Origin of the sequence: Streptomyces mutabilis (assembly GCF_046628145.1) — a bacterium.
Lineage (GTDB): Bacteria > Actinomycetota > Actinomycetes > Streptomycetales > Streptomycetaceae > Streptomyces > Streptomyces mutabilis.
In genome coordinates this window covers 6,444,335-6,463,218 of sequence record NZ_CP176874.1, presented here as the reverse complement: position 1 = coordinate 6,463,218, position 18,884 = coordinate 6,444,335, and the positions used below count along the sequence as shown (strand labels likewise).

Sequence of the window (18,884 nt, the reverse complement as noted above, 5' to 3'; positions counted from 1 at the left end):
TCAACTCACCTGCGCCGTCAGGTCCGTGTACAGCTCCGTCCGGCGCGCCCACAGCCCGAACCAGAGGGTCTGCTGGAAACGCAGGTCGGGTTCGCGCAGCCGCCGGATCCGCTCGACGTCCCAGGGCGCCTCGATGACGCCCTCGTCGGCGCCCGCCTCGGCGACGAACCCCTCGGGCGCCGCCACGGCGCTGCCCCCGCCGCAGCCTTCGCTCAGCGCACCGGCGAAGGCGACCGCGACGGTGTTGAGGGTCGCGATGCCCCACACCGCGGCGCGCTGCGACGCCTGCTGCCCGCCGTCGAGGGATCCGGCGGCCAGCAGCAGTTCCGCTCCGGCCAGGCATTCGATGCGCGGCGGTTCGACCAGCCAGAAGTCGGGTCCGAGGAGCACCCCGACCTTGCCGAACGACGTCTCGACGACCGGGAAGTCGTCGCCGGTGCCGGTCGTACCGTCGGCGAGGACGGGCCGCTCCACCCGGGCGCACTCCGATCCGCTCGGGTCCAGGAGCCTGGACACCTGCGCCAGGGTGCCACCGGGCCGTTCCTCGGCCCAGGAGCCGGTGAGCACGTAGGCACCGCGGGTCCGCGCCAGTGCCGTCAGTCGTTCCAGACACCGCTCCCGCAGCGGTGAGGGCAGCGCCTGGACGTCGCCGCCGGTGGTGAAGGCGTTCTCGGGCAGGACGACGAACGACGCCTCGTCGGTCACCCGGCCGTCGAGGTCGTCGAGTACGGCGGTGGCCGTCGCCTCAGGGGTCGCCCGGCGGGCGTGCTGCGCTACGAAGATGGTCACGGACGAGTCCCCTCACGTGTGCTGGTCGCGGCGGCGGGCCGTCCCCGGTCCGGGCCGCCGCCGGTCAGGCTCGCCCGCAGTTCGGCCGCGAGATCCCGGTCCGCTCCGGCGTACGGGGTGAGCAGCGCCCGGTAGGCGTCGGGCCGTCGCAGTCGTTGCCAGCGGCGGCCGTCGCCGCCGGCGGGCGCGTCGATGTCGGCGACGAGGGTCTCGGGCCGGTCGCTGCCGGCCTGCGCGATGACGCCCTCCGGGGTGGCGACCAGGCTGGTGCCGGCGAAGTGGATCTCCACGAGCCGGTCGCCGCGCTTGCCGCGGACGACGCCGACGGAACTCGCGTAGACGATGTTGACGTCGTTCAGGTACGCCGTCGTGCGCAGGGCGTTGACCATCAGGGGCTGGTTCTGCCCCAGCGTCCCGCCCGGCACGAAGACCGTGCGCGCCCCGGCGAGCGCCAGCATCCGGACGACCTCGGGGATCCAGAAGTCCGAGCACACGGCGATGCCGATCCGCCCGAACTCGGTCGACAGCACGCCGAGCGAGTCCGCCTGGCGGCACACCACCATCTCGTTGCCGAAGGCGTGTGCCTTGACGGCGCGCCCGGTGATGACACCCTGCCGGCCGATCAGCAGGGACGTGTTCCGATACATGCCGTCCTGCATGTCCTCGACGAGCGATCCCAGCAGGATGTACGTGTTCAGTTTGCGGGCCAGGGACTGGAAGCCGTCGACGACCGGTCCCGGGATCGGGGTGTCGGTCCGCCCTTTCAGGCCGTCCTGCCCCGGCATGTACCACGGCGGGCCGAGCAGGAACTCGGGAAAGCACACCAGATCGATGTCGCCGGCGCCGCAGACGTCCTCGATGGCCTGGTAGGCGTTGCGCAGGCCGTCTTCGTGATCGTCGACCCACTGGGTCTGTACTACCGCTACCCTCATGCGTCTTGTCTCCTCGAGATGCCACCGGTGGATCGGCCGCGGCGACTGGGTGCCACGGCCGGGTGCGGGTCATGACGTGGCGGTACTCCAGTCCTGCACGCCGACGACCGTGACCTCGGCCTCGACCCCGAGCGCCTCGCCGATGCCGCTGCGGATCGCGCGCCGCAGCGCGCCCTCGTCGACCGCCCGACGGTCGGCCACGGCACAGGTCACGTGGAAGACGCCGTCCCGGACGGCGCAGGCGAAGTGCGGTGCGAGCCTTCTGTGGCCGAACACGATCCGCTCCACGTCCAGCGCCGAGACCAGCCCGTCCGGCCCGCGTACCACGGAGGCCGCGCTGCCCAGGGGCACCAGGACGCGGCTCGCGGAGCCGCAGTCGCAGCGGCGGTCCGCCGGCCACAGCTCGACGGCCTCGCCGGTCGGTACGCCGTCCAGCAGCAGCTCGCCGCGCGGGCCGCCGCGGACCTCCGCCCGGAGCCGGTGGTCGCACAGGTGCAGCGCGCCGCGGTCGCACGCGACGGCGACCGTCGGCGCTGACGGCGTCCCGTACAGCGCCGATGTCCTCGCCGCCCAGGCGGTTCCGATGCGGTCGAGGCGCTCGGTGGAGCAGGCCTCGCCCGCGCAGACGATCGTCCGGATCGTCGAGTCCTCCGGCCGTTTCCCCAGCGACACCGCGAGGCTCGCCAGCTCCGCGGCGAAGCCGGCCGAGCACACCAGGACCGTCACCCGGTACTGCTCGATCAGCCCGAGCAGCCGGGACATCGGGCAGATGGTCCCGCTCGTCCCGACGCTGATCACCGAGGCGCCGACCATCTCGACCACACGGTCCACCTCGGCGCCGATGAACGACAGTTCGTAGGGCACCGCCGAGACCACGACGTCGTCGTCGGTCAGCAGCCGTCCCAGCGCCAGCGTGAGGTCGATCTGGTTCCGTATCCACTCGTCACGGGTCAGCAGGATCGGCTGTGCTCCGCCCGAGGGATCGACCCGTTCGCCGTAGCGGGCGCGGACCGTGTCACGGCCGGCCGCCGCGGCGGGGGTCCGCGCCGGGTCGGGGGCGTCACTGGTGAGCAGTCGCAGGAACTGCTCGTAGTGCGTCGCGATGGACGTGGCCGTCGTCACCTGGCCTCCGCTTCCCGGGCGAACCGGCGCCACCCGTAGTCGTCGAGGGCGCTGTCGCCCTGTTCGCCCCGCAGCAGGGGCCGGCGGCCGGTGCCGGACTCCATGTCGATGCTGACGACCGTGGCCAGGACGAACTCGTGGTCGCCGATCCGGTAGACCGACTTCAGGCTGCAGTCGATGGCGCCGAGGGCGCCGGACAGCCGGGGGCAGCCGTTGGCCGACGGCGTCCACGCCAGCGCGTCGAAGCGGCCGTCCGGCCTGCCCTGGGAGAAGGCCTCGGACACCGCGTGCTGGTCCTCGCCGAGGATGTTGACGCAGAACCGGCCGCTGTCCGCGATGGCGTTCCAGCTGGTGCTGTCCGAGCGCACCAGGAAGCCGATCAGGGCGAGTTCGTCGGAGACGACCGTCAGCGAGCCGATCACCAGCCCGTACGGTGTGGGCCCCTGCCGCCGGGAGTGCCGTGCCGTGCCGGCGACCACCGTCACGGCCCGCGGCAGAAGCTCGCCGATGACCCCGAGGTCCGGTGCCGTGTCCGGCCGCCCGCTTGCCGCGGGTCCGTGCGTCGTCGTCTCCGCCACGGGTTCCTCACCCGGCCGGCGGACGAACCGGCCGGTCACGCTGTCCGGGTTGTCGGCGAGTTCCTCCGGCGTCCCGCTGTGCACCACCCGGCCGCCCTCGCGGCCGGCGCCGGGGCCCAGGTCGATCACCCAGTCGGCGATCGCGATCACCTTCACGTCGTGCTCGATGACCACGATGGTGTTGCCGGTGGAGATCAACCGCTCGAAGAGGGCCAGCAGATGGCGGATGTCGGCGCTGTGCAGGCCCCGGGTCGGCTCGTCGAAGATGAACAGCGTCCGGCTGCGGCGCTGTTTGAGCAGCTCACCGGCCAGGTTGAGCCGTTGCGCCTCGCCACCGGACAGTGTGGTCGTCGAGCAGCCGAGTTGCAGATACCCCAGGCCGAACTCGCTGAGCACGCCGAGCGCCTGGACGACCTTGGCGCTGTTCGTGGCGTCGAACCATTCGAGGGCGTCCTCGACGGTCATCGACAGCACGTCGTGGATGTTCCTGCCGTCCAACCGCACCTCGAGTACGTGCTCCTGGAAGCGGCGGCCCTCGCACTCCGGGCAGACGATGAACTCGCTCTTGAACAGGGTCATCTCGATCTCGGCCAGCCCGAGCCCCTTGCAGGACTCACACCGTCCGCCGGCGACGTTCGGGCTGAACTCGCCGCGCCCGAGCCCGCGTTCGACCGCGTCCGGGCTGGCGGCGAAGGCGTCGCGGATGTGGTCGCTGACCCCGATGTAGGTGACGAGCGTGCTCCGGCTGGAGCGGCCGATCGGGCGCTGCTCGACGTAGATGACGTCGTCAAGCGCTTCGGCGCCCTCGATACCGGAGGTCTCGGCGTCCGTGCCCGTCGACCGGTGGGCGAGGGCCCGGGAGACCGCGGCGTGGACGCCGGCCACCAGTGAACTCTTGCCCGCGCCGGACACGCCGGAGACGCACGTCAGGGCGCCGAGCGGGAACTTCGCCGTCTGGTCGACCACGTTGTTGCGCGTGATGCCGCTTATCTCCAGCCAGGACGCGCCGGTGAGGTCGGTCCTCGTGCGCGCCGGTCCGTCCGACGCCATCGCGGTGGCCGTCGGTGAGTCACCGGACTTCAGCAGGTCGGCGAAGCGGCCCTCGAAGACGATCTCGCCGCCGCGCGATCCGGCTCCGGGTCCCAGCTCGACGATCCAGTCGGCGGCGCGGATCACCGACTCGTCGTGTTCGATGACGATGACCGTGTTGCCGAGGTCGCGCAGCCGCCGCAGTGAGTCGAGGATCTTCCCGGTGTCGGCCTCGTGCAGGCCGGCGGTCGGCTCGTCGAGTACGTACATGACCCCGGTCAGGTCGCTGGCCAGGTGCTGAGCGAGCAGCAGCCGCTGCAGCTCACCGCCGGAGAGCGTGGTCACCGGCCGGCGCAGTTGCAGGTGGCCGAGGCCGACGTCCTCGATGTTCGCGCTCTGTTTGACGATCGCGGTGGCCAGCTCACGGACCTGCGCGGGTACGTCACCGGAGGCGAGCCCTTCGCGCAACCGGGCGATGGACCGGGACAGTTCGTCGCCCTGGAAGTCGGGAAAGGTGTGCCCGGCCACCGTCGCCCTGAGCGATTCGGGACGCAGCCTCCCCCCGTTGCACGCGGGACAGACGTCCCGTCCGAGGTAGTTGGTGAAGGCGTTCTTGCGGGCGGCCGACGATGCGTTGCGGTACGCCCGTTCCAGGAAGCCCAGAATGCCCTCGAAGCGGAAGTCGTTGGTGACCTTGCGGATCTTGAGCGTGTAGACGGTGTCCGAGCCGTGCAGCACCCGCTCGGTCTGCTCGGGGCTCAGCTTCTCGAACGGCAGGTCGAGGTCGAGGCCGATGTCCGCGGCCATCGCCTCGAATGCCTTGCGCACGTTGGGAACGGCGAACGTTCCGGGGTCGGCGCCGTCCCAGATCTCGGTGAGCGTCTTCGACCGGTCCGGAATGATCTTGTCCAGTGAGAAGCCGACGAGTTCGCCGATGCCGTCGCACTGGAGGCACTTGCCTTCCTTGCGGTTGGGGCTGAAGTGCTTCGCGGAGTGCGGTTCGGCGAAGCAGCCGCAGTCGTCGCAGAACAGGTCCGCGCCGGTCGGACCGAGACAGGCCGGGCAGACCGGCCGTGAGCCGGCGCCGAACAGCAACCGGTACAGACCGTCGAGTCCGGTCAGGGTCCCCACGGTCGAGCGGGGGTTGGAGTAGCCCCCGTCGCGCTGGCGCAGTGCCACCGGCGGCTGTGCCCCCGCGATCCGGTCGAACTGGTAGTCGCCGTCGCCCATGTCGAGGGACTTGCTGGACAGGGCCCCCAGATAGAGCGTCTTCGAGTGCTCGAAGAGTGTGTCGATGACCAGGGAGGACTTGCCCGACCCCGAGACGCCCGCCGCGACGACCAGCTTTCCCTTGGGGAAGGAGACGTCTACCGACTTGAGGTTGTGGGTCGTGACTCCCTCGAGCCGAATGCTGTCCGGAATCATGTGGTGTCGTTCCGCCCTTCGGCCAGGTCGCGGGCCTGGGTCTCGCAGCGCCGCAGGTCGGGATACCGGGCGTAGAGCATGGAGCGCACCCGGGCGGGATCACCGCGGTTCCACGTCTCGTACAGCTCCTGGCGCATCCCGAACCGGTCGACGGTCAGATCCGCGGCGAGCCGGAAGATCCGGGACTTCTCGTCCACGCCCATGTCGCGTCCGCACATGTAGGTGTCCAGCACCGTGCGCAGCTCGGACGTGCCCAGGTCGGCCTCCGAGGGCTGCATGATCAGACCTGACGCGCCGATCTGCCGGATGATCTCCGAGGCCCGCGTCGAGAAGCGGCCGGCCACGGCGTCGAGCGCGGCCGTCGAGCCGGGGGCGAGCAGGCCCGAGGGGGTGGGCCGGGCCTCGTCGTCGATGGCGGCCAGGCCCAGCCGTACGATCTCGACGTACGAGGTGAGTTCGCCCAGGAGATCCGTGACCTGCCGGAACTTGTCGACGCCGATCGCCTGGGCCAGCAGCGACGCGACACCGAGCATGGTGCGCAGCCGGTGGTAGTAGCGCAGTTGACCGGTGTACAGCGACCACTTGTTCAGCTCGCCGAAGCCGCGGACGGCCGCCTGGGCGTCGTCGAGCAGGAACACCCGGTCCATCGGGACGAACACGTCGTCGAACACCAGCATGGCGTCCTGCTCGTCGTAGTGCGCGGACAGGCCGCCCGAGCCGTCGACGTACGACTTGCGGCACAGGACGCGCAGGCCCGGCGTCGCCAGTGGGGCGGCGAACCAGCAGACGTAGCTGGGGTCCTCGCGCAGGTAGTTCGCGGGCGAGAGGTAGATGAGCACCTCGTGGGCGTAGGGCGCCAGGGTGGCGATCTGCTTGGCTCCCCGCACGACGATGCCGTCGGCGCCCCGTCGCACCACCCGCAGACCCAGTTCCGGCCGGTCCGCCGGGGTCGAGGAACGGTCGATCTGGGGGTCGCCCAGGCCGTGCGTCAGCGTGAGGTCGTGCTCACGGCAGTAGTGGTAGTAGTTCTCCGCGTTGCTCCCGAACTCCGGGTTCACCTCGGCCAGTTCGTACCGGTAGTCGTACAGGCCGACCACAACGTTCGACATGAAGTCGGGTATCCGGGAGAGCTGACCGTAGGAGGCCTGTGCCCACCGGTGGGAGTTGCCCCACTTGCGGCTGAGGTCGTCCCGGTCGGCCGGCGCCGAGTACGACAGGCTGACGAGGTTGCCGGAGGTCTTGGACCGGTGGAGCATCTCGTCCGCCCGGTCGGGCAGGTGCTGGGCGTCGTAGAGGCCGGCCAGCGTGGTGAGCATGGGCCGGAAGCCCGGGTCCGAGGTCACGTCGACCCGGCGTCCGTCGCACCAGACCTCCCGGTCGTCCTTGAGGCTGGCGATGTACTCGGCCCCCCGCCGGGCTCCGGCGGGGGAACCGGGCACGAGGGTGGTCTCGTCGGTGGGCATGACGTTGTCAGAGGCCGTGGGTCCTGTGGTGGTCACCGTCCGCGCTCCTACGGGTTCCGCTCGGCCGCTCCCGACCGGAAGGGCTGGTAGCTCTGCTCCTGCACTTGCGGGAAGTACTCGCGTGTCGCCTCGCCCACGACCCGCATCAGCTCGGAGTCGAGGGAGCTGGGATCGGTGATGAGCTTGGCCAGGGGCGAGTCCGGCACGGCGTTCGTCAGGGGTGTCCGGCGTGCCCGGTGGATCGTGGCCAGGGAGTGCTGGGCGTTGGCCGCGTCCCGCATCTTGTAGACGGCCTGGGGCCCGTCCGGAATGCCGATCATGGACTTGGTGCCGCCGCTGCCCAGGCAGTTGCGCGGCATGTGCAGGTGCTCGTGCCGCCACTGCTGATGGGCGGAGTGCAGCTTGAACGCCTGGTCGACCAGGGTGTGCCGCTGCCACGCCTCGGGGTCGTCGTGGCGGCGTGCGTCGATGTCCCGGAGGGTCTCCTCGAGCGACGACTCGCCGAGCGAGCGCAGCCATGCTTCGAGGTCGTTCCACATGTGCTTGAACAGGTCCCGGAACATGTGCTGCTTGATCGCCAGGGAGTGGGTTCCGCTCGCGGGCCCCAGGTTGGTCCGGAAGCCGTGGTACTCCCCCGTCGCCAGGTGCTCGGCCATCACCCGCTGCGCCTCGACCACCGGATCGAGCAGCTCCCGGCAGGCCATCAGGTGCTGCGCCGCCCGGCTCAGCTCCTTGGCGCGGATCGCCCGGACGGCGACTTCGAGGTGGTCGTTCGCCTCGGCGCACAGGATCTCCGGGACCTGGTGGAGGGCGACGAACTCACCGTGCATGGTGGCCGCGTTCAGCTCCGTCGCGGCGACCGCCCGCGCCAGGGTCTCGGCGGAGATCAGCTCGTCGGTGCTCCGGCTCACCCCGATGGGTACGGCGGTGAGGTCGCTCTCCCACTTGGTCGCGTCGTGACAGCCGGTCCGGATGCCGTGCAGCACCCGGTACAGCGAGTCGTCGATGCTCTTGGTGGCGATGGTGGTGCGGGTCAGCTCGGGCGCGCCTGCCAGCAGCGAGCCCTTGGCCACGTCCTCCAGTCCCCGCAGCGACTCCACGTAGGCCGCGTAGCCGGCGGACTCGGAGATGCTCACGGCCGCGGTCCCGACGGTCGCGCCGGCTCCGAAGACGCTGCGGGCGTCGAACATCACCGTGCCGAGCCTGCGCAGCAGCCGGTGGAACCCGACGGCCCACTGCACATAGCGGGAGGCGGCCGGGATGTCGTCGGCCAGGAGGCACCGCTGCGTCCGTCCGGCCAGCCGGGCCAGGTTGAGCAGACACACCTCCGACGCCTGGAGGACGGCGCACACCGTCGAGTCGTAGGTGCCCTCGGGCACTCCTCGTGCGGCCCGCGCCTCACCGAGCAGGTCGATGCGGTGCAGCTGGTCGTAGCTCTCGGCCACCGGTCCCAGTTCGGTCGTCTTCCGTCCGCCGGCGCACGTGTCGGCCGCTACCGGGTCGTCCAGGCTTGACATTGCGCCATCACTCCTCGCTGGGTGCCGCTGAGTACCGGATCGATTCGGTGGGGCAGGAGTCGAATGCGTCGAGGACCCGTTCGAGCTCGTCGGTCGTCTCTGGTTGTTTGCACACGTAGTGGACGTCGTTGTCGAGGTCCGCGTCGAAGTTGTCGGGCGCCAGGTCGTTGCAGAGCTTGCAGTCGATGCAGGTGTCGTCGATCTCGAAGCGCCCGTCGATCGGAACGCGCGTGGGAAGCGGCAGTTCAACCCTCACCGGCAGCCCCTCCTCCCCCGTAGGCACTGAAGTTGCGCATCGTCGGTTTGGCCGAGGTGCGCAGCGTCGTCTCGAACCGGTCGGTGTCCAGTGGGCCGAATCGGGTGGACGCACCGAGACGGTCCCGGACACCGGCCGTGATCGCCGCCCGGGTCGCCTCGTCGGCGCTGGAGGGCGGCAGGGCGATCTCCAGGACGTCGCCGTCGATGTCGAAGGCGAAGTAGTACGGCCCGGTGGTCATGGCGCTCAGGACGATGTCCTCGATCTCCAGCTGGGAGGTCCAGCGGTCACCGACCGGGATCCGGTCACCGATCCGGCCGCGGTGCTGCAGCCGGCGCAGCGGGGATCCGCAGCGGCACGGCGCCGCCTCGATCCGGCATACGTCACCGGTGCGGTAGCGCAGCAGCGGCATGGCCCGGCTCGCCAGCGTGGTCACGGCCAGCTCACCGACGGAGCCGTCCGGCAGCCGCCGGCCTGATTCGGGATCGACCACCTCGAAGAACGTCCGTGTCTCGACCAGGTGCAGCTCGCGCTCGCGGCAGAACATGGCCAGCGTGTTGGTCTCGGTCATGCCGAACATCGAGTACGCGACGGCGTCCCACTGGTCGGCCAGGCGCCGCTTCTTGGCCGGCGACGCCCCCTCCCCCGCCATGAGGATCTTCGAGACGGCGAGGTCGCGCCGCGGGTCGATGCCGCGGCGGCGGGCGATCTCGCCGAGGAACAGGGCGCGCGTTCCGGAGCACACGAGTGTGGTCGCGCCCGAACGCCGCAGGGCGTCGACCATCCGGTCCGGAGTGCAGGACGGGGAGGCCGCACCGAGCGGCACGATCGTGCAGCCGAGGATCTCGATGGCACGGTCGAGGTCCTGGCCCACCCCGGCCAGCTCGTAGGGGACGGCTATGGCCGCGACGTCCCGCTCGTCGAGCACGGCGGACAGCAGCCCGGCGACAGTGAGGTTGTTCTCCAGCCAGTCCGCCATCGTGAAGAACGCGGCGATCGGGCGCCCGTTGCCGGTACCGGAGCTCTCGTCGAACCGGATCACCTCGCGCCGCGGCACGGCGAGCATGCCGAGCGGGTAGGCGGCCGAGAGGTGCTCCCGCCTGGTGAACGGGAGGGCCTCGAACGCGTCCGGACGGCCCTGCACGGCCGCTCGGGCGACGTCGGCCGGGACGGAACCGGCGTAGAACGGTGAGTTGCGGCAGGCGTGCTCCACGGTCGCGGCGAGTGCCTCCGCCACCCACGCGTCGAGTCCCTTCCGGTCCAGCGAGGTGACCGCGGCGACCTTGTGCGCGATGTCGACGCGGGAGACGAGGGTGTCGCGCAGTCTGCTGCGCGGGTCGTGCGTCCGCTGGGCGAGGGTGGTCATCGGGACGTCTCCTCCAGCCGCGCCATCGCCGTGCGTTCCTCGGCCGCGAGGCCCGCCACGATCGACGCCGCCTCGTCGAGTGAGCGCCGGGCGCCGGCTTCGTCTGCGTCGCGCAGCAGGTCGGCCACGTCCGTCCAGCATCCGGCGATGCGCCGGTACTCGACGGCGAGTTCGTCGTAGGCCTCGATGCCGGTCAGCTCGTGCGCCTCCTCGAGGAACTGCGCCCACAGCGTCCGGAAGAGGCCACCGCCCGTTCCGCCTTCCTCCATGCTGGTGCCGACGGCGGCCATCCCCTCGACGGGACGGTCGAGCCGGTCGTGCCACCCCCGCATGAGCGAGCCGGCCTTCGCGATGCCCTTGTAGCCCATGTTGGTGATCGGCGGGGTCAGGAACTCCCGTGCGGTGGCCAGGATCGAGGTCTGGCAGGCCTTGGCGAGGACCGACTCGTCGTACCCGCTCGGATCCACCCGGACCGACAGGTTGCGCGAGGACATCGGCCCCTTGGCGCACCGGGCGCGGGCCAGGCTCTCCCGTGACGTCGACCGGACACCGAGTGTCCGGGTCTCGACGACGACGAACCTGTCTCCCTCGTAGCCGATGCAGGCGACGTAGTGCGCGGCGAAGTGGTGGTTCTCCCGGGCGTAGTCGAGGTGGTAGCGGTCGAGCTTGAGCCCCACCACATCGCCCTCGTCGAGCGCCTTCACCAGCGTGGCCTCGGCCTTCGCCGCCGAGGTCGTCTCCTGGGACCGCAGCTCCAGCGAGAGTGCCTCGGCCACGTTGCGCATGAGGTGGTCGGGTTTGACCCGGCCGGCGAGGAACGGGCTCGGCATCTGCTTCGAGTGCCAGTACAGGAACGACAGGCCTTGGCCCAGCCCGAAGATCAGCGGCTCGCTCAGCTCGATGTCGTGGTTGCGGAGCATGTTGAGCAGCGCGGTGGATTCGCAGTGCTCACCGGAGTACGGCGAGATCTCAATGAGAGCCATCGCCGTGCCCCGTTCCGCCGCGCGGCGCCTGGTGGACGATCTCGAGCACGGAGCCGCTGTCGTTGTTGCGGACGTGCCCGTAGGTGTGGCCGAGTTCGTCCGCCTCGGTGAACGCGATGTTCTCGAGTTGGTCGACGTCTCGGTCGAGGACGTCCAGGAGGTAGCGGACATCGGCGTCGGTGTGCACGTCGATGGCGACGTGCGACATGAGACGCCCCCGCTCGCCCGCGGGGCGCTCTGCCCAGGGACCGAACCGGCGGCAGGCGAACATCTCGATGACCCGTCCGTCGGAGAGCACGATCGAGTTCCACCATCCCGGCGTGCCGTACTGCCGGGGGGAGATGTACGACGGACCCATCTCGACCGTGGTGACCAGTCCGGACGCCCGGTGGTCGTTCAGGTAGGCGTTCCAGGCGAACACCTCGTCGTCGTTGTCGTAGTCGCCCATGTAGATGCCCACGTGGTTGACGCCCGCGAACTTCTCGACGACGTGATCCGGTGCGTATCCGCACCAGGCCGACAGGTACCGGCCGCAGTCGAGGTCGCGCCACAGGCTCGACGCCTGGAGGATCTCTTCCCAGGAGCGGTCGAAACCGGCGCGGTCGGGGAAGCGACCGTCGCGCGTGGCGGTGATGGCCGGCGAACTTCCCGCGAGTGCGTTCATGGCGCTTCCTTCCTGCCTGTGATGACGATCCCCATCTGCACTTCCGTCACGACGGCCGTGTCGAGCGCGGTGCCCCGCAGCAGTTCCTCGATCTCGCTCTTGACGTACGAGGACCGGATCGAGGTGCGAAAGCCCGGCCGCATGTCGGCCGCGATGTTCGCCTTCATGAACTGGAACGTCGTCCGGTCGACGTCCCGGCGCAGGTCGGAGACGCAGTACCGTCCGCCCGGCCTGAGCACGCGGTGCAGCTCCGACAGGGCGGTCACCGGATCCGCCCACTCGTGCAGCGAGGACGCGCTGATGACGTGGTCGAAACGCCGGTCCTCGAACGGCAGGGCGAGCACGGTGCCGCCCGTGTAGGCGCAGCGCTCGGCGACGCCGTACCGGGCCGCGTTGGCGCTCGCCCGGCGGAGCATCGCCGGGGAGATGTCCAGGCCGACGAGCCGGGCGGACCGCTGGGCCTGGGTGATCCATTCCAGGCCCAGGTAGCCCGGACCGCACCCCAGCTCCAGGACCTCCCCGGAGTCGATCTCCGCCGCCAGGATGTCGTCGATCTTCTCCTGCAACCAGCCGTTGTCCCGGATGTGGCGCTGCATCTCGTCGTACTTGAGGGCCAGTTCGTCGCCCTGCAGGCCTTCGTCGGTCTCCGGCACCCGGGCGGCGACGGTGCCCCGCGCGCTAGCCACGGTCCGGTCCCGGCCGCCGTATTCCCACTGCTACACCTCTCATCGTCGCGCTCCCCATGTGCACGTCGGAACGGTCGTTGCCCGTCAGGAGATTGACCGAGGATCTGAGCGACTCGTCGATCGAGGGCTCGCCCGGATACCACCAGCCGGCGTCCGCCATCACGACGTTCGGTGCGACGGAGTCGGAGATCTTGACCGTCATGCGCACCCCGCGCGCACCGGTCCGCGTGAAGAGGTCCACTTCCTCGCCGTCCGACAGCCCTTCCCGCTTCGCGGTGTCCGGGTGGACGGTCACCCGTGCCGTCGTCCGGCCGCGCGAGGTTGTCGGCAGTTGGTGGAACTCGGTGTTGTAGAACTGGTGCGGATGGGCGCTGGTCATCACGTACGGCAGGGCCGGGTCCGTCCGGGGCGGGTGCCGGAAGACCGGGAACGGCTCGTAGCCCATGGCCCGCAGCCCGTCGTTCATCAGGTTCACGCGCCCGGACCGGGTACGGAATCCGCCGTCGCGGTACTTGCGGTACCTCTTCTCGTTCCGGATGTAGCCGATCTCGGTGAACCGTTCCCAGGTGAGACCGATGCCGGCCAGTTTGGCGTCGAGGGCGGCTTCCACGGAGGGGAAGAAGTGCCGGCCCAGACCGAGCCGTTCGGCGAGTTCCAGGATGATCTCCTCGTCCGAGCGGCAGCCGTCGACCGTCGCGATCTTCTGCCGGGCCGCGATGTAGGAGTTGAACTCGACGACCTGGTCCCGCTCGAGCCAGCTGGAGGTGGGCAGGACCACGTCGGCGTACCGGGCGGTCGGCGTCATGAACAGGTCGCACACGACGACCAGATCCAGCTTCTCGAGCGCGGTGCGGACCAGTTCGGTGTTCTCGTGGCTGGCCAGGATGTTGCTGCCGAAGATCACCATCGAGGTGACCGGGTACGGCGCCCCGGTCACGATGGCCTCGTGCAGGTCTCCCGGCGCGACCCAGCCGGACATCGAGAGGATCTTGTGCTTGTCGCCGCCGATCCGCTTCCTCGCCTGCTCCTCGACGAGCAGGTCCGAGCGGGGGAAGGCACGCCGGCCTTCGATGGGCATGGGTTCCCAGATCACGTCGCCGCCGGGGGCGTCGATGTTGCCGCAGATCGCGGCGAGCAGGGCGATGGCGCGGTGGGTGTCGAAGGAGTTCTCGTTCTGCGACAGGCCGGTTCCGGCCTCGATGCACGCCCTGGAGGCGAGAGCGTAGGAGCGCGTAGCCTCCTGGATGATCTCGGGTGTCAGACCGGTGATCCGCGCGACCCGCTCGATGTCGTACGCCTGGACGTGTTCGGCGAGTTCGTCGAACCCGGAGGTGTGCGCGGCGACGAAGTCGTGGTCGTACCAGCCCTCCTCGATGACGATCCTGATCATGCCGAGTGCCAGTGCGCAGTCGGTCCCCGGCTGGATCGCCAGGTGGAGGCTGGAGCGGGCGGCGGTCTGCGTACGCCGTGGATCGACGGTGACGACGCGGCTGCCCCGTTCCACGGCCCGCAGCAGTTTGACCCCGATCACGCCGTCCGAGTGGGTGTTGGGCTTGTTGCTGCCCCAGAGCAGGATCACCTCGGGGTCGCCGTCGTAGTCGCAGAACGTGAACGCGCCGTACGTCATGATCGAGGCCATGACCCGCGGATAGAAGCAGACGTGCGCCGGGCCGACCACGTTCGGCGTCCCGAGCGCGTTCGCGAGCCGGAACACCCACTCCTGGTAGTTGCGGTCGGTGCCTTGGCCGAGGACCACGGACTCGGGCCCGTGCCGGCCGATGGCCGCGGTCAGCCCTGCGGCCACCCGGTCGAGGGCGGCGTCCCAGCTGACCGGCTCGAACTTCCCCGAGCCGCGCGGTCCGGACCGTACCAGCGGCGTGGTCAGCCGGTCGGGGCTGTGCAGGAGGTCCAGTGACGCCTTTCCCTTGATGCAGAAGTAGCCCTCGCTGGTGGGGTTGTCCGGGTCCCCGTGTATGTCGGTGGGGACACCGTCCACGAGTTCGACGACGGCGCCGCATCCGCCGTGGCACATACGGCAGACGGACTTCACCCGGGTGATCGTCAAGCCGGCTCACCCGCCCGCTTCTCGGCCGACGCCAGCAGCCCCTCGAAGAGGGCCTGTTCGGCGTCGGCGATCGCGTTGAGCCGGGCCGCGACGGCTGCCAGCCGCTCTCGCCGGTCCGCACCGGGGTAGGCCATCAGCAGCTCGATGGCCTCGTCCCACCGCCGCTGCACGTCCCCGAGATCGTCGGCGAACGCGCCCAGTTCGCCGTCCCCGCACCGCTGCCGCGCCTCCAGCAGGAACTCGCGGTAGAGCTTGCGGAAGTTCGCTCCCCCGGTTCCCGCGAAGCGCCAGAAGCGGCCGACACCCGGCACCGTCTCGTCCGGGGAGGCGAGGGTGTCGTTCCACCCCGCGATCTCGGTGGCGGCCCGCCGCATGGCGCGTGGGCCGAACCGCGGTCCGCGGTCACCGGTCATCCGCTCCGCGGTCAGCCGGACGGCGTTCCAGATCCGCTCGCGCACGACCGCGTCGGTGTCGGCGGTCAGCCGCGCCGGCAGCCCTTCGACGTACAGGTACAGGTGGGGCGACGGCATGAATCCCTCGTCCGAGGCGCGGGCACGGCGCAGCGACTCCGCCGGAAGGGTCTGCGCGCCGCCCTGCTGTTCGGTGTCGACGACGTGGGCGAGGGTGTCGTCGAGCCCGTACAGCGCGATGTAGTGCGACGCGAAATGGCTCCGGGACTTGAAGTAGTCGAGGTGGTAGATGTCGACGGAGACTCCCACGACATGTCCCGCCTCCAGCAGTTCCGCCGCACTCGCGGATGCCGATTCCGCGTCGGGCGCCCGGGCTTCGCGCAGTTCCGCACCCAGGGCCGAGCAGGCGTTGCGGGACAGCTGGGCGGGCTCGATCCGTCCGGTGAGCATCGGCGTGAGGCGGCCGGGGTCCGGAGCGTCCCAGTACTGGAAGTCGATGCCCTGACCGAGGCCGAACAGCATGGCTTCGGATATGTCGACACCGGCGTGGTGGAGCATGTTGCGAAGGGTGGTCGTCTCGCAGTGAACGCCGAGCTGGGGCTGGAATGTCGCCAAGCGCATATGGCTTTCCCATCGCAGGGTGCGAAGAATGCCGTGGACGAGGGTGCGGCTAGGTGTCGAGCAGAACTTCGTCGTAACCCCGCAGATCCAGGAAGCCGGAGCCACTGGCCAGGATCACGATCACCGGTTCGAGGTTCTCCGCGTCCGCCTTGGCCACCACGTCCAGCGCCGCGGCGACCGCGTGGCCGGCCTCGGGGGCGAGCAGCAGGCCTTCGGTCCGCAGCAGCAGCCGGCCGGCCTCTAGCGCCGTCCGCTGGTCGAAGGCGACGGCGTCCAGGACGCCCTCGCGCCGCAGCAGGCTGACCAGGGCGGAGCTGTGGTGGTTGCGCAGGCCGCCGACATGGGTGGGCGGTGGGACGAAGCTCTCGCCCATCGTGTAGCCCAGCACCTCGGGGGTGAATCCGCCCAGGTCGGTACGGCCGTACTCGTAGACGCCCCGGGTCAGCCGGGGCGCCGCCGTGGACTCCGCGGCGAGGAAGCGGAGGTCCGCCCCGTCGGCCTTGGCGCGCAGGTGGGGGCCGATGAGGCCGCAGAGGTTGCTTCCGCCGCCCGAGCACGCGATGAGGTGGTCGCCACGCCCGTCGACACCCAGGTCCTCGCCGTGGACGTCCTTCAACTGCTCGGCCACTTCGAGCCCGAGCAGTGTCTGATGGAGGTAGACGTGCGGCATCCCACTGCCGGCGAGATAGGCCGCGGAGGGATTGCCCAGGGCGTGCTCGATCGCGTCGCTGATCGCGGTGCCGAGACTGCCGGGATGGCCCGGGTTCTCCCCGAGGATCTTTCGTCCGATCGCCGTCCGGGGTGACGGTGACGGCCCCACCTCGGCTCCGAGGAGCTCCATGTAGTGACGCCGGTAGGGCTTCTGCTCGAGCGAGCACCTCACCATGAAGATCTCGGCCCGCAGACCGAACATCTGGGCCGCCAGCGCGACACTCATGCCCCATTGGCCCGCTCCCGTCTCGGTGACGAGAGTGGTCCGTCCTTCTTCGGCCGCGTAGTACGCCTGCGCGATCGCGGTGTTCAGCTTGAAGCTGCCGCTGGGGAGGACGTCTTCACGCTTTAGGTAGATCCTCGCGCCCGTACCGAGATGCTTCTCGAGCCGGTGTGCCCGGTGCAGCGGCGTCGGCCGGCCGCATTGCCGCAGCCATTCCGCGACCGGTTCCGGTATCGCGACCCATTGCTTGTCGGAAGCATTCTGTTCAATGAGGGTCCGCGGTCGGATCTTGGCGGAGATCTCCGCGGCGGTAGGACTTCCGGAGTCCCTGGCCTCGGGCATGGGGGCAGGCAGGTCCCGCAGGAAGTTGTACCAATGGGTCGGCATCCCCGGTAATGGGCTGTACGAAGTCACTTTCCCCCCGCTCCCCCGCTTCGAGAATTTTCGAGAGTCAGCGTACAAAGCGGCCCAGGGCCGCGCAACTGTTTGACCGTAATCGCACTGTGGATCAAGTTCAGGAAATCTTCGGGAATGAAAAGCAGCACCCTCATGAAAGTGCGAGGGTGTGCCGATTCCGTCGCGGCGGCGATTCTCGAAAAGCCCGCAAAAGGCGACGACGCGCAGTCAGTGAAATGATCAGTGGACGCCGAACGACGGGCGCCGGCAAGGGCTGTGTGCCGGACCGGTCGAACCCTATGCGTCAGCCTCCCGCGAATTGATCCGTTCCGTCAACGACTCCGCCAGGTGCTGCCAGCTCTCGGCATGGTGCCGTGCCAGCTCGGCGATCAGCGGCGCGCAGTGCATCGGGAGGCTGCTCGCCATCGCGGCCCAGTCGTGGGGCTGCGGGGCCGAGGGATCCAGTGTCCGCAGCAGCTTCCGGCCCACCTCGGTGAAGCGGAGCGAGGGATCGGCCCGCAGGCGCCGGACCGCCGCTGACAGGTCCGCGCACGCCGGGTGCGCCCTGGCACGTTCCACGGGCGCGGCGTGGCCGGCCCCGCTCTCCCGAACCGGTCCGTGGCTCGGCTGCGCCCCGCTCCGCGGCTCTTCCCGCCCCTCGCGCGCCCGCTTCCGGGCGTCCTTCGCAGTGGTCAGGGAGATGCCCGCGGCGCGGGCCACCTCCTGCGCGGACGCGTCGGGGTTCTCGGCGAGGTACGCCAGTGCGCGGCTGCGGCCCTCGGCCGCGACCAGTGGGTAGGCCACCCCGTCACGCCCCAGTCGCACGGTGGTCGGGTGCGGAAATTCCGCACCCGACCGTCGCCTCAGCGCCGCGACGGTCTTGTCCGACAGGCCGACGACACTCGCCAGCCGCCGGTTGGACCACTCGGGGAAGTCGGCGAGCATTTGGAGGGCGGCGGCCTTCCGATCGGCCAGGGACAGGGGAAGTCCGTGATTGCTGTTCAGCTTGACGGCGAGCACGAAGGCCTGTCGTTCGTCGCCGTTGAAGAACACGGCGCTGATGTGCGTGGCGCCGCTCCGCTCCACCGCCCGGAGCCGGTGCACGCCGTCGATGACGGTCATCGTCTTCCGGTGGATCACTATCGGCGGGAGTTCGGTGCACACCTCGGCGAGCGCGCTGATGTGCCTCGGGTCCTCCCCGCCTCCGCGAAGCGAACCCACGACCTTGATTTCACTTATCGGCACCCGCGTGATCTCCGACAAGAGCCCAGCGAAGTACAATTCTGAACTACTTGAGTGCTGCTGCATCGGCTTCTGCATGGAAGTCGAAGTATGATCCAATGCTCTTCCTCCCCAGCGATCTCCCGGTGGACCTCGCGGCTGTCCTACGACTCATCCGGTTGCGGATGGCGTCAGGCAGCGCGGCGAACCAGGGATCTAGGAAGGAAGGGGCTGTCAAGTGTCATCGGAATGGTGGGCAACATCGAGTCTCCCCCGTGACGCAATGCCGGACCGATTCCCGAACCCTGCCAGGAGGATGCTTTTCACGCAAGGGCCTCTCCGTCGGTCCGGTCGCGACGGCCGCTTCTTTTTCTTGATCGCCGAATGAGTGGCGGCGGAAGGAGCAAATCTGTCCCTGAGCCGGAAT

15 protein-coding genes are annotated in these 18,884 nt (G+C 69.8%); all 15 read right to left on the bottom strand.

What is annotated here, in order from left to right; genetic code table 11:
- Nucleotides 1–789 carry a carbon-nitrogen hydrolase family protein gene (locus tag ACLIN4_RS28950; RefSeq protein WP_411576390.1) on the bottom strand — a complete coding sequence of 263 codons (789 nt, stop codon included), beginning with the start codon at nt 787–789 and terminating at the stop codon, nt 1–3.
- A complete protein-coding gene (locus ACLIN4_RS28945; RefSeq protein WP_100044380.1) occupies nt 786–1,721 on the bottom strand; it encodes a carbon-nitrogen hydrolase family protein in 936 nt (311 codons plus the stop codon). The genes ACLIN4_RS28950 and ACLIN4_RS28945 overlap by 4 nt, the downstream gene beginning before the upstream one ends.
- 69 nt (nt 1,722–1,790) lie before the next feature.
- Complete coding sequence (locus ACLIN4_RS28940; RefSeq protein WP_411576389.1) at nt 1,791–2,843, bottom strand: hypothetical protein; 1,053 nt, start codon at nt 2,841–2,843, stop codon at nt 1,791–1,793.
- Nucleotides 2,840–5,875: a flavin reductase gene (locus ACLIN4_RS28935; RefSeq protein ID WP_411576388.1), complete on the bottom strand. Its 3,036-nt coding sequence runs from the start codon at nt 5,873–5,875 to the stop codon at nt 2,840–2,842. Before ACLIN4_RS28935 ends, ACLIN4_RS28940 begins: the two co-directional genes overlap by 4 nt.
- Complete coding sequence (locus tag ACLIN4_RS28930; RefSeq protein WP_289907400.1) at nt 5,872–7,374, bottom strand: 4-hydroxyphenylacetate 3-hydroxylase family protein; 1,503 nt, start codon at nt 7,372–7,374, stop codon at nt 5,872–5,874. The genes ACLIN4_RS28935 and ACLIN4_RS28930 overlap by 4 nt, the downstream gene beginning before the upstream one ends.
- A gap of 11 nt (nt 7,375–7,385) precedes the next feature.
- Nucleotides 7,386–8,855: a hypothetical protein gene (locus tag ACLIN4_RS28925; protein ID WP_107476232.1), complete on the bottom strand. Its 1,470-nt coding sequence runs from the start codon at nt 8,853–8,855 to the stop codon at nt 7,386–7,388.
- A gap of 7 nt (nt 8,856–8,862) precedes the next feature.
- On the bottom strand, nt 8,863–9,111 hold the full coding sequence (locus tag ACLIN4_RS28920) for a ferredoxin (RefSeq protein WP_107476231.1): 249 nt from the start codon (nt 9,109–9,111) through the stop codon (nt 8,863–8,865).
- The gene (locus ACLIN4_RS28915) at nt 9,101–10,477 is read right to left on the bottom strand and encodes a phenylacetate--CoA ligase family protein (RefSeq protein ID WP_289907399.1); all 1,377 of its coding nucleotides are present in this window, start codon (nt 10,475–10,477) and stop codon (nt 9,101–9,103) included. Before ACLIN4_RS28915 ends, ACLIN4_RS28920 begins: the two co-directional genes overlap by 11 nt.
- Nucleotides 10,474–11,460 carry a BtrH N-terminal domain-containing protein gene (locus ACLIN4_RS28910; protein WP_411576387.1) on the bottom strand — a complete coding sequence of 329 codons (987 nt, stop codon included), beginning with the start codon at nt 11,458–11,460 and terminating at the stop codon, nt 10,474–10,476. Before ACLIN4_RS28910 ends, ACLIN4_RS28915 begins: the two co-directional genes overlap by 4 nt.
- Complete coding sequence (locus ACLIN4_RS28905; protein ID WP_411576386.1) at nt 11,447–12,124, bottom strand: hypothetical protein; 678 nt, start codon at nt 12,122–12,124, stop codon at nt 11,447–11,449. The genes ACLIN4_RS28910 and ACLIN4_RS28905 overlap by 14 nt, the downstream gene beginning before the upstream one ends.
- The gene (locus ACLIN4_RS28900) at nt 12,121–12,810 is read right to left on the bottom strand and encodes a class I SAM-dependent methyltransferase (RefSeq protein WP_289907395.1); all 690 of its coding nucleotides are present in this window, start codon (nt 12,808–12,810) and stop codon (nt 12,121–12,123) included. The genes ACLIN4_RS28905 and ACLIN4_RS28900 overlap by 4 nt, the downstream gene beginning before the upstream one ends.
- Nucleotides 12,803–14,875 carry a molybdopterin-containing oxidoreductase family protein gene (locus ACLIN4_RS28895; RefSeq protein WP_257101397.1) on the bottom strand — a complete coding sequence of 691 codons (2,073 nt, stop codon included), beginning with the start codon at nt 14,873–14,875 and terminating at the stop codon, nt 12,803–12,805. The genes ACLIN4_RS28900 and ACLIN4_RS28895 overlap by 8 nt, the downstream gene beginning before the upstream one ends.
- The gene (locus ACLIN4_RS28890) at nt 14,872–15,906 is read right to left on the bottom strand and encodes a BtrH N-terminal domain-containing protein (RefSeq protein WP_289907393.1); all 1,035 of its coding nucleotides are present in this window, start codon (nt 15,904–15,906) and stop codon (nt 14,872–14,874) included. The genes ACLIN4_RS28895 and ACLIN4_RS28890 overlap by 4 nt, the downstream gene beginning before the upstream one ends.
- Before the next feature lie 49 nt (nt 15,907–15,955).
- Nucleotides 15,956–17,227, bottom strand: coding sequence for a TrpB-like pyridoxal phosphate-dependent enzyme (locus tag ACLIN4_RS28885; RefSeq protein WP_289907392.1), 1,272 nt, complete (start codon nt 17,225–17,227; stop codon nt 15,956–15,958).
- A gap of 306 nt (nt 17,228–17,533) precedes the next feature.
- The gene (locus ACLIN4_RS28880; RefSeq protein WP_289907390.1) at nt 17,534–18,457 is read right to left on the bottom strand and encodes a ParB/RepB/Spo0J family partition protein; all 924 of its coding nucleotides are present in this window, start codon (nt 18,455–18,457) and stop codon (nt 17,534–17,536) included.
- Nucleotides 18,458–18,884: the final 427 nt, after the last annotated feature.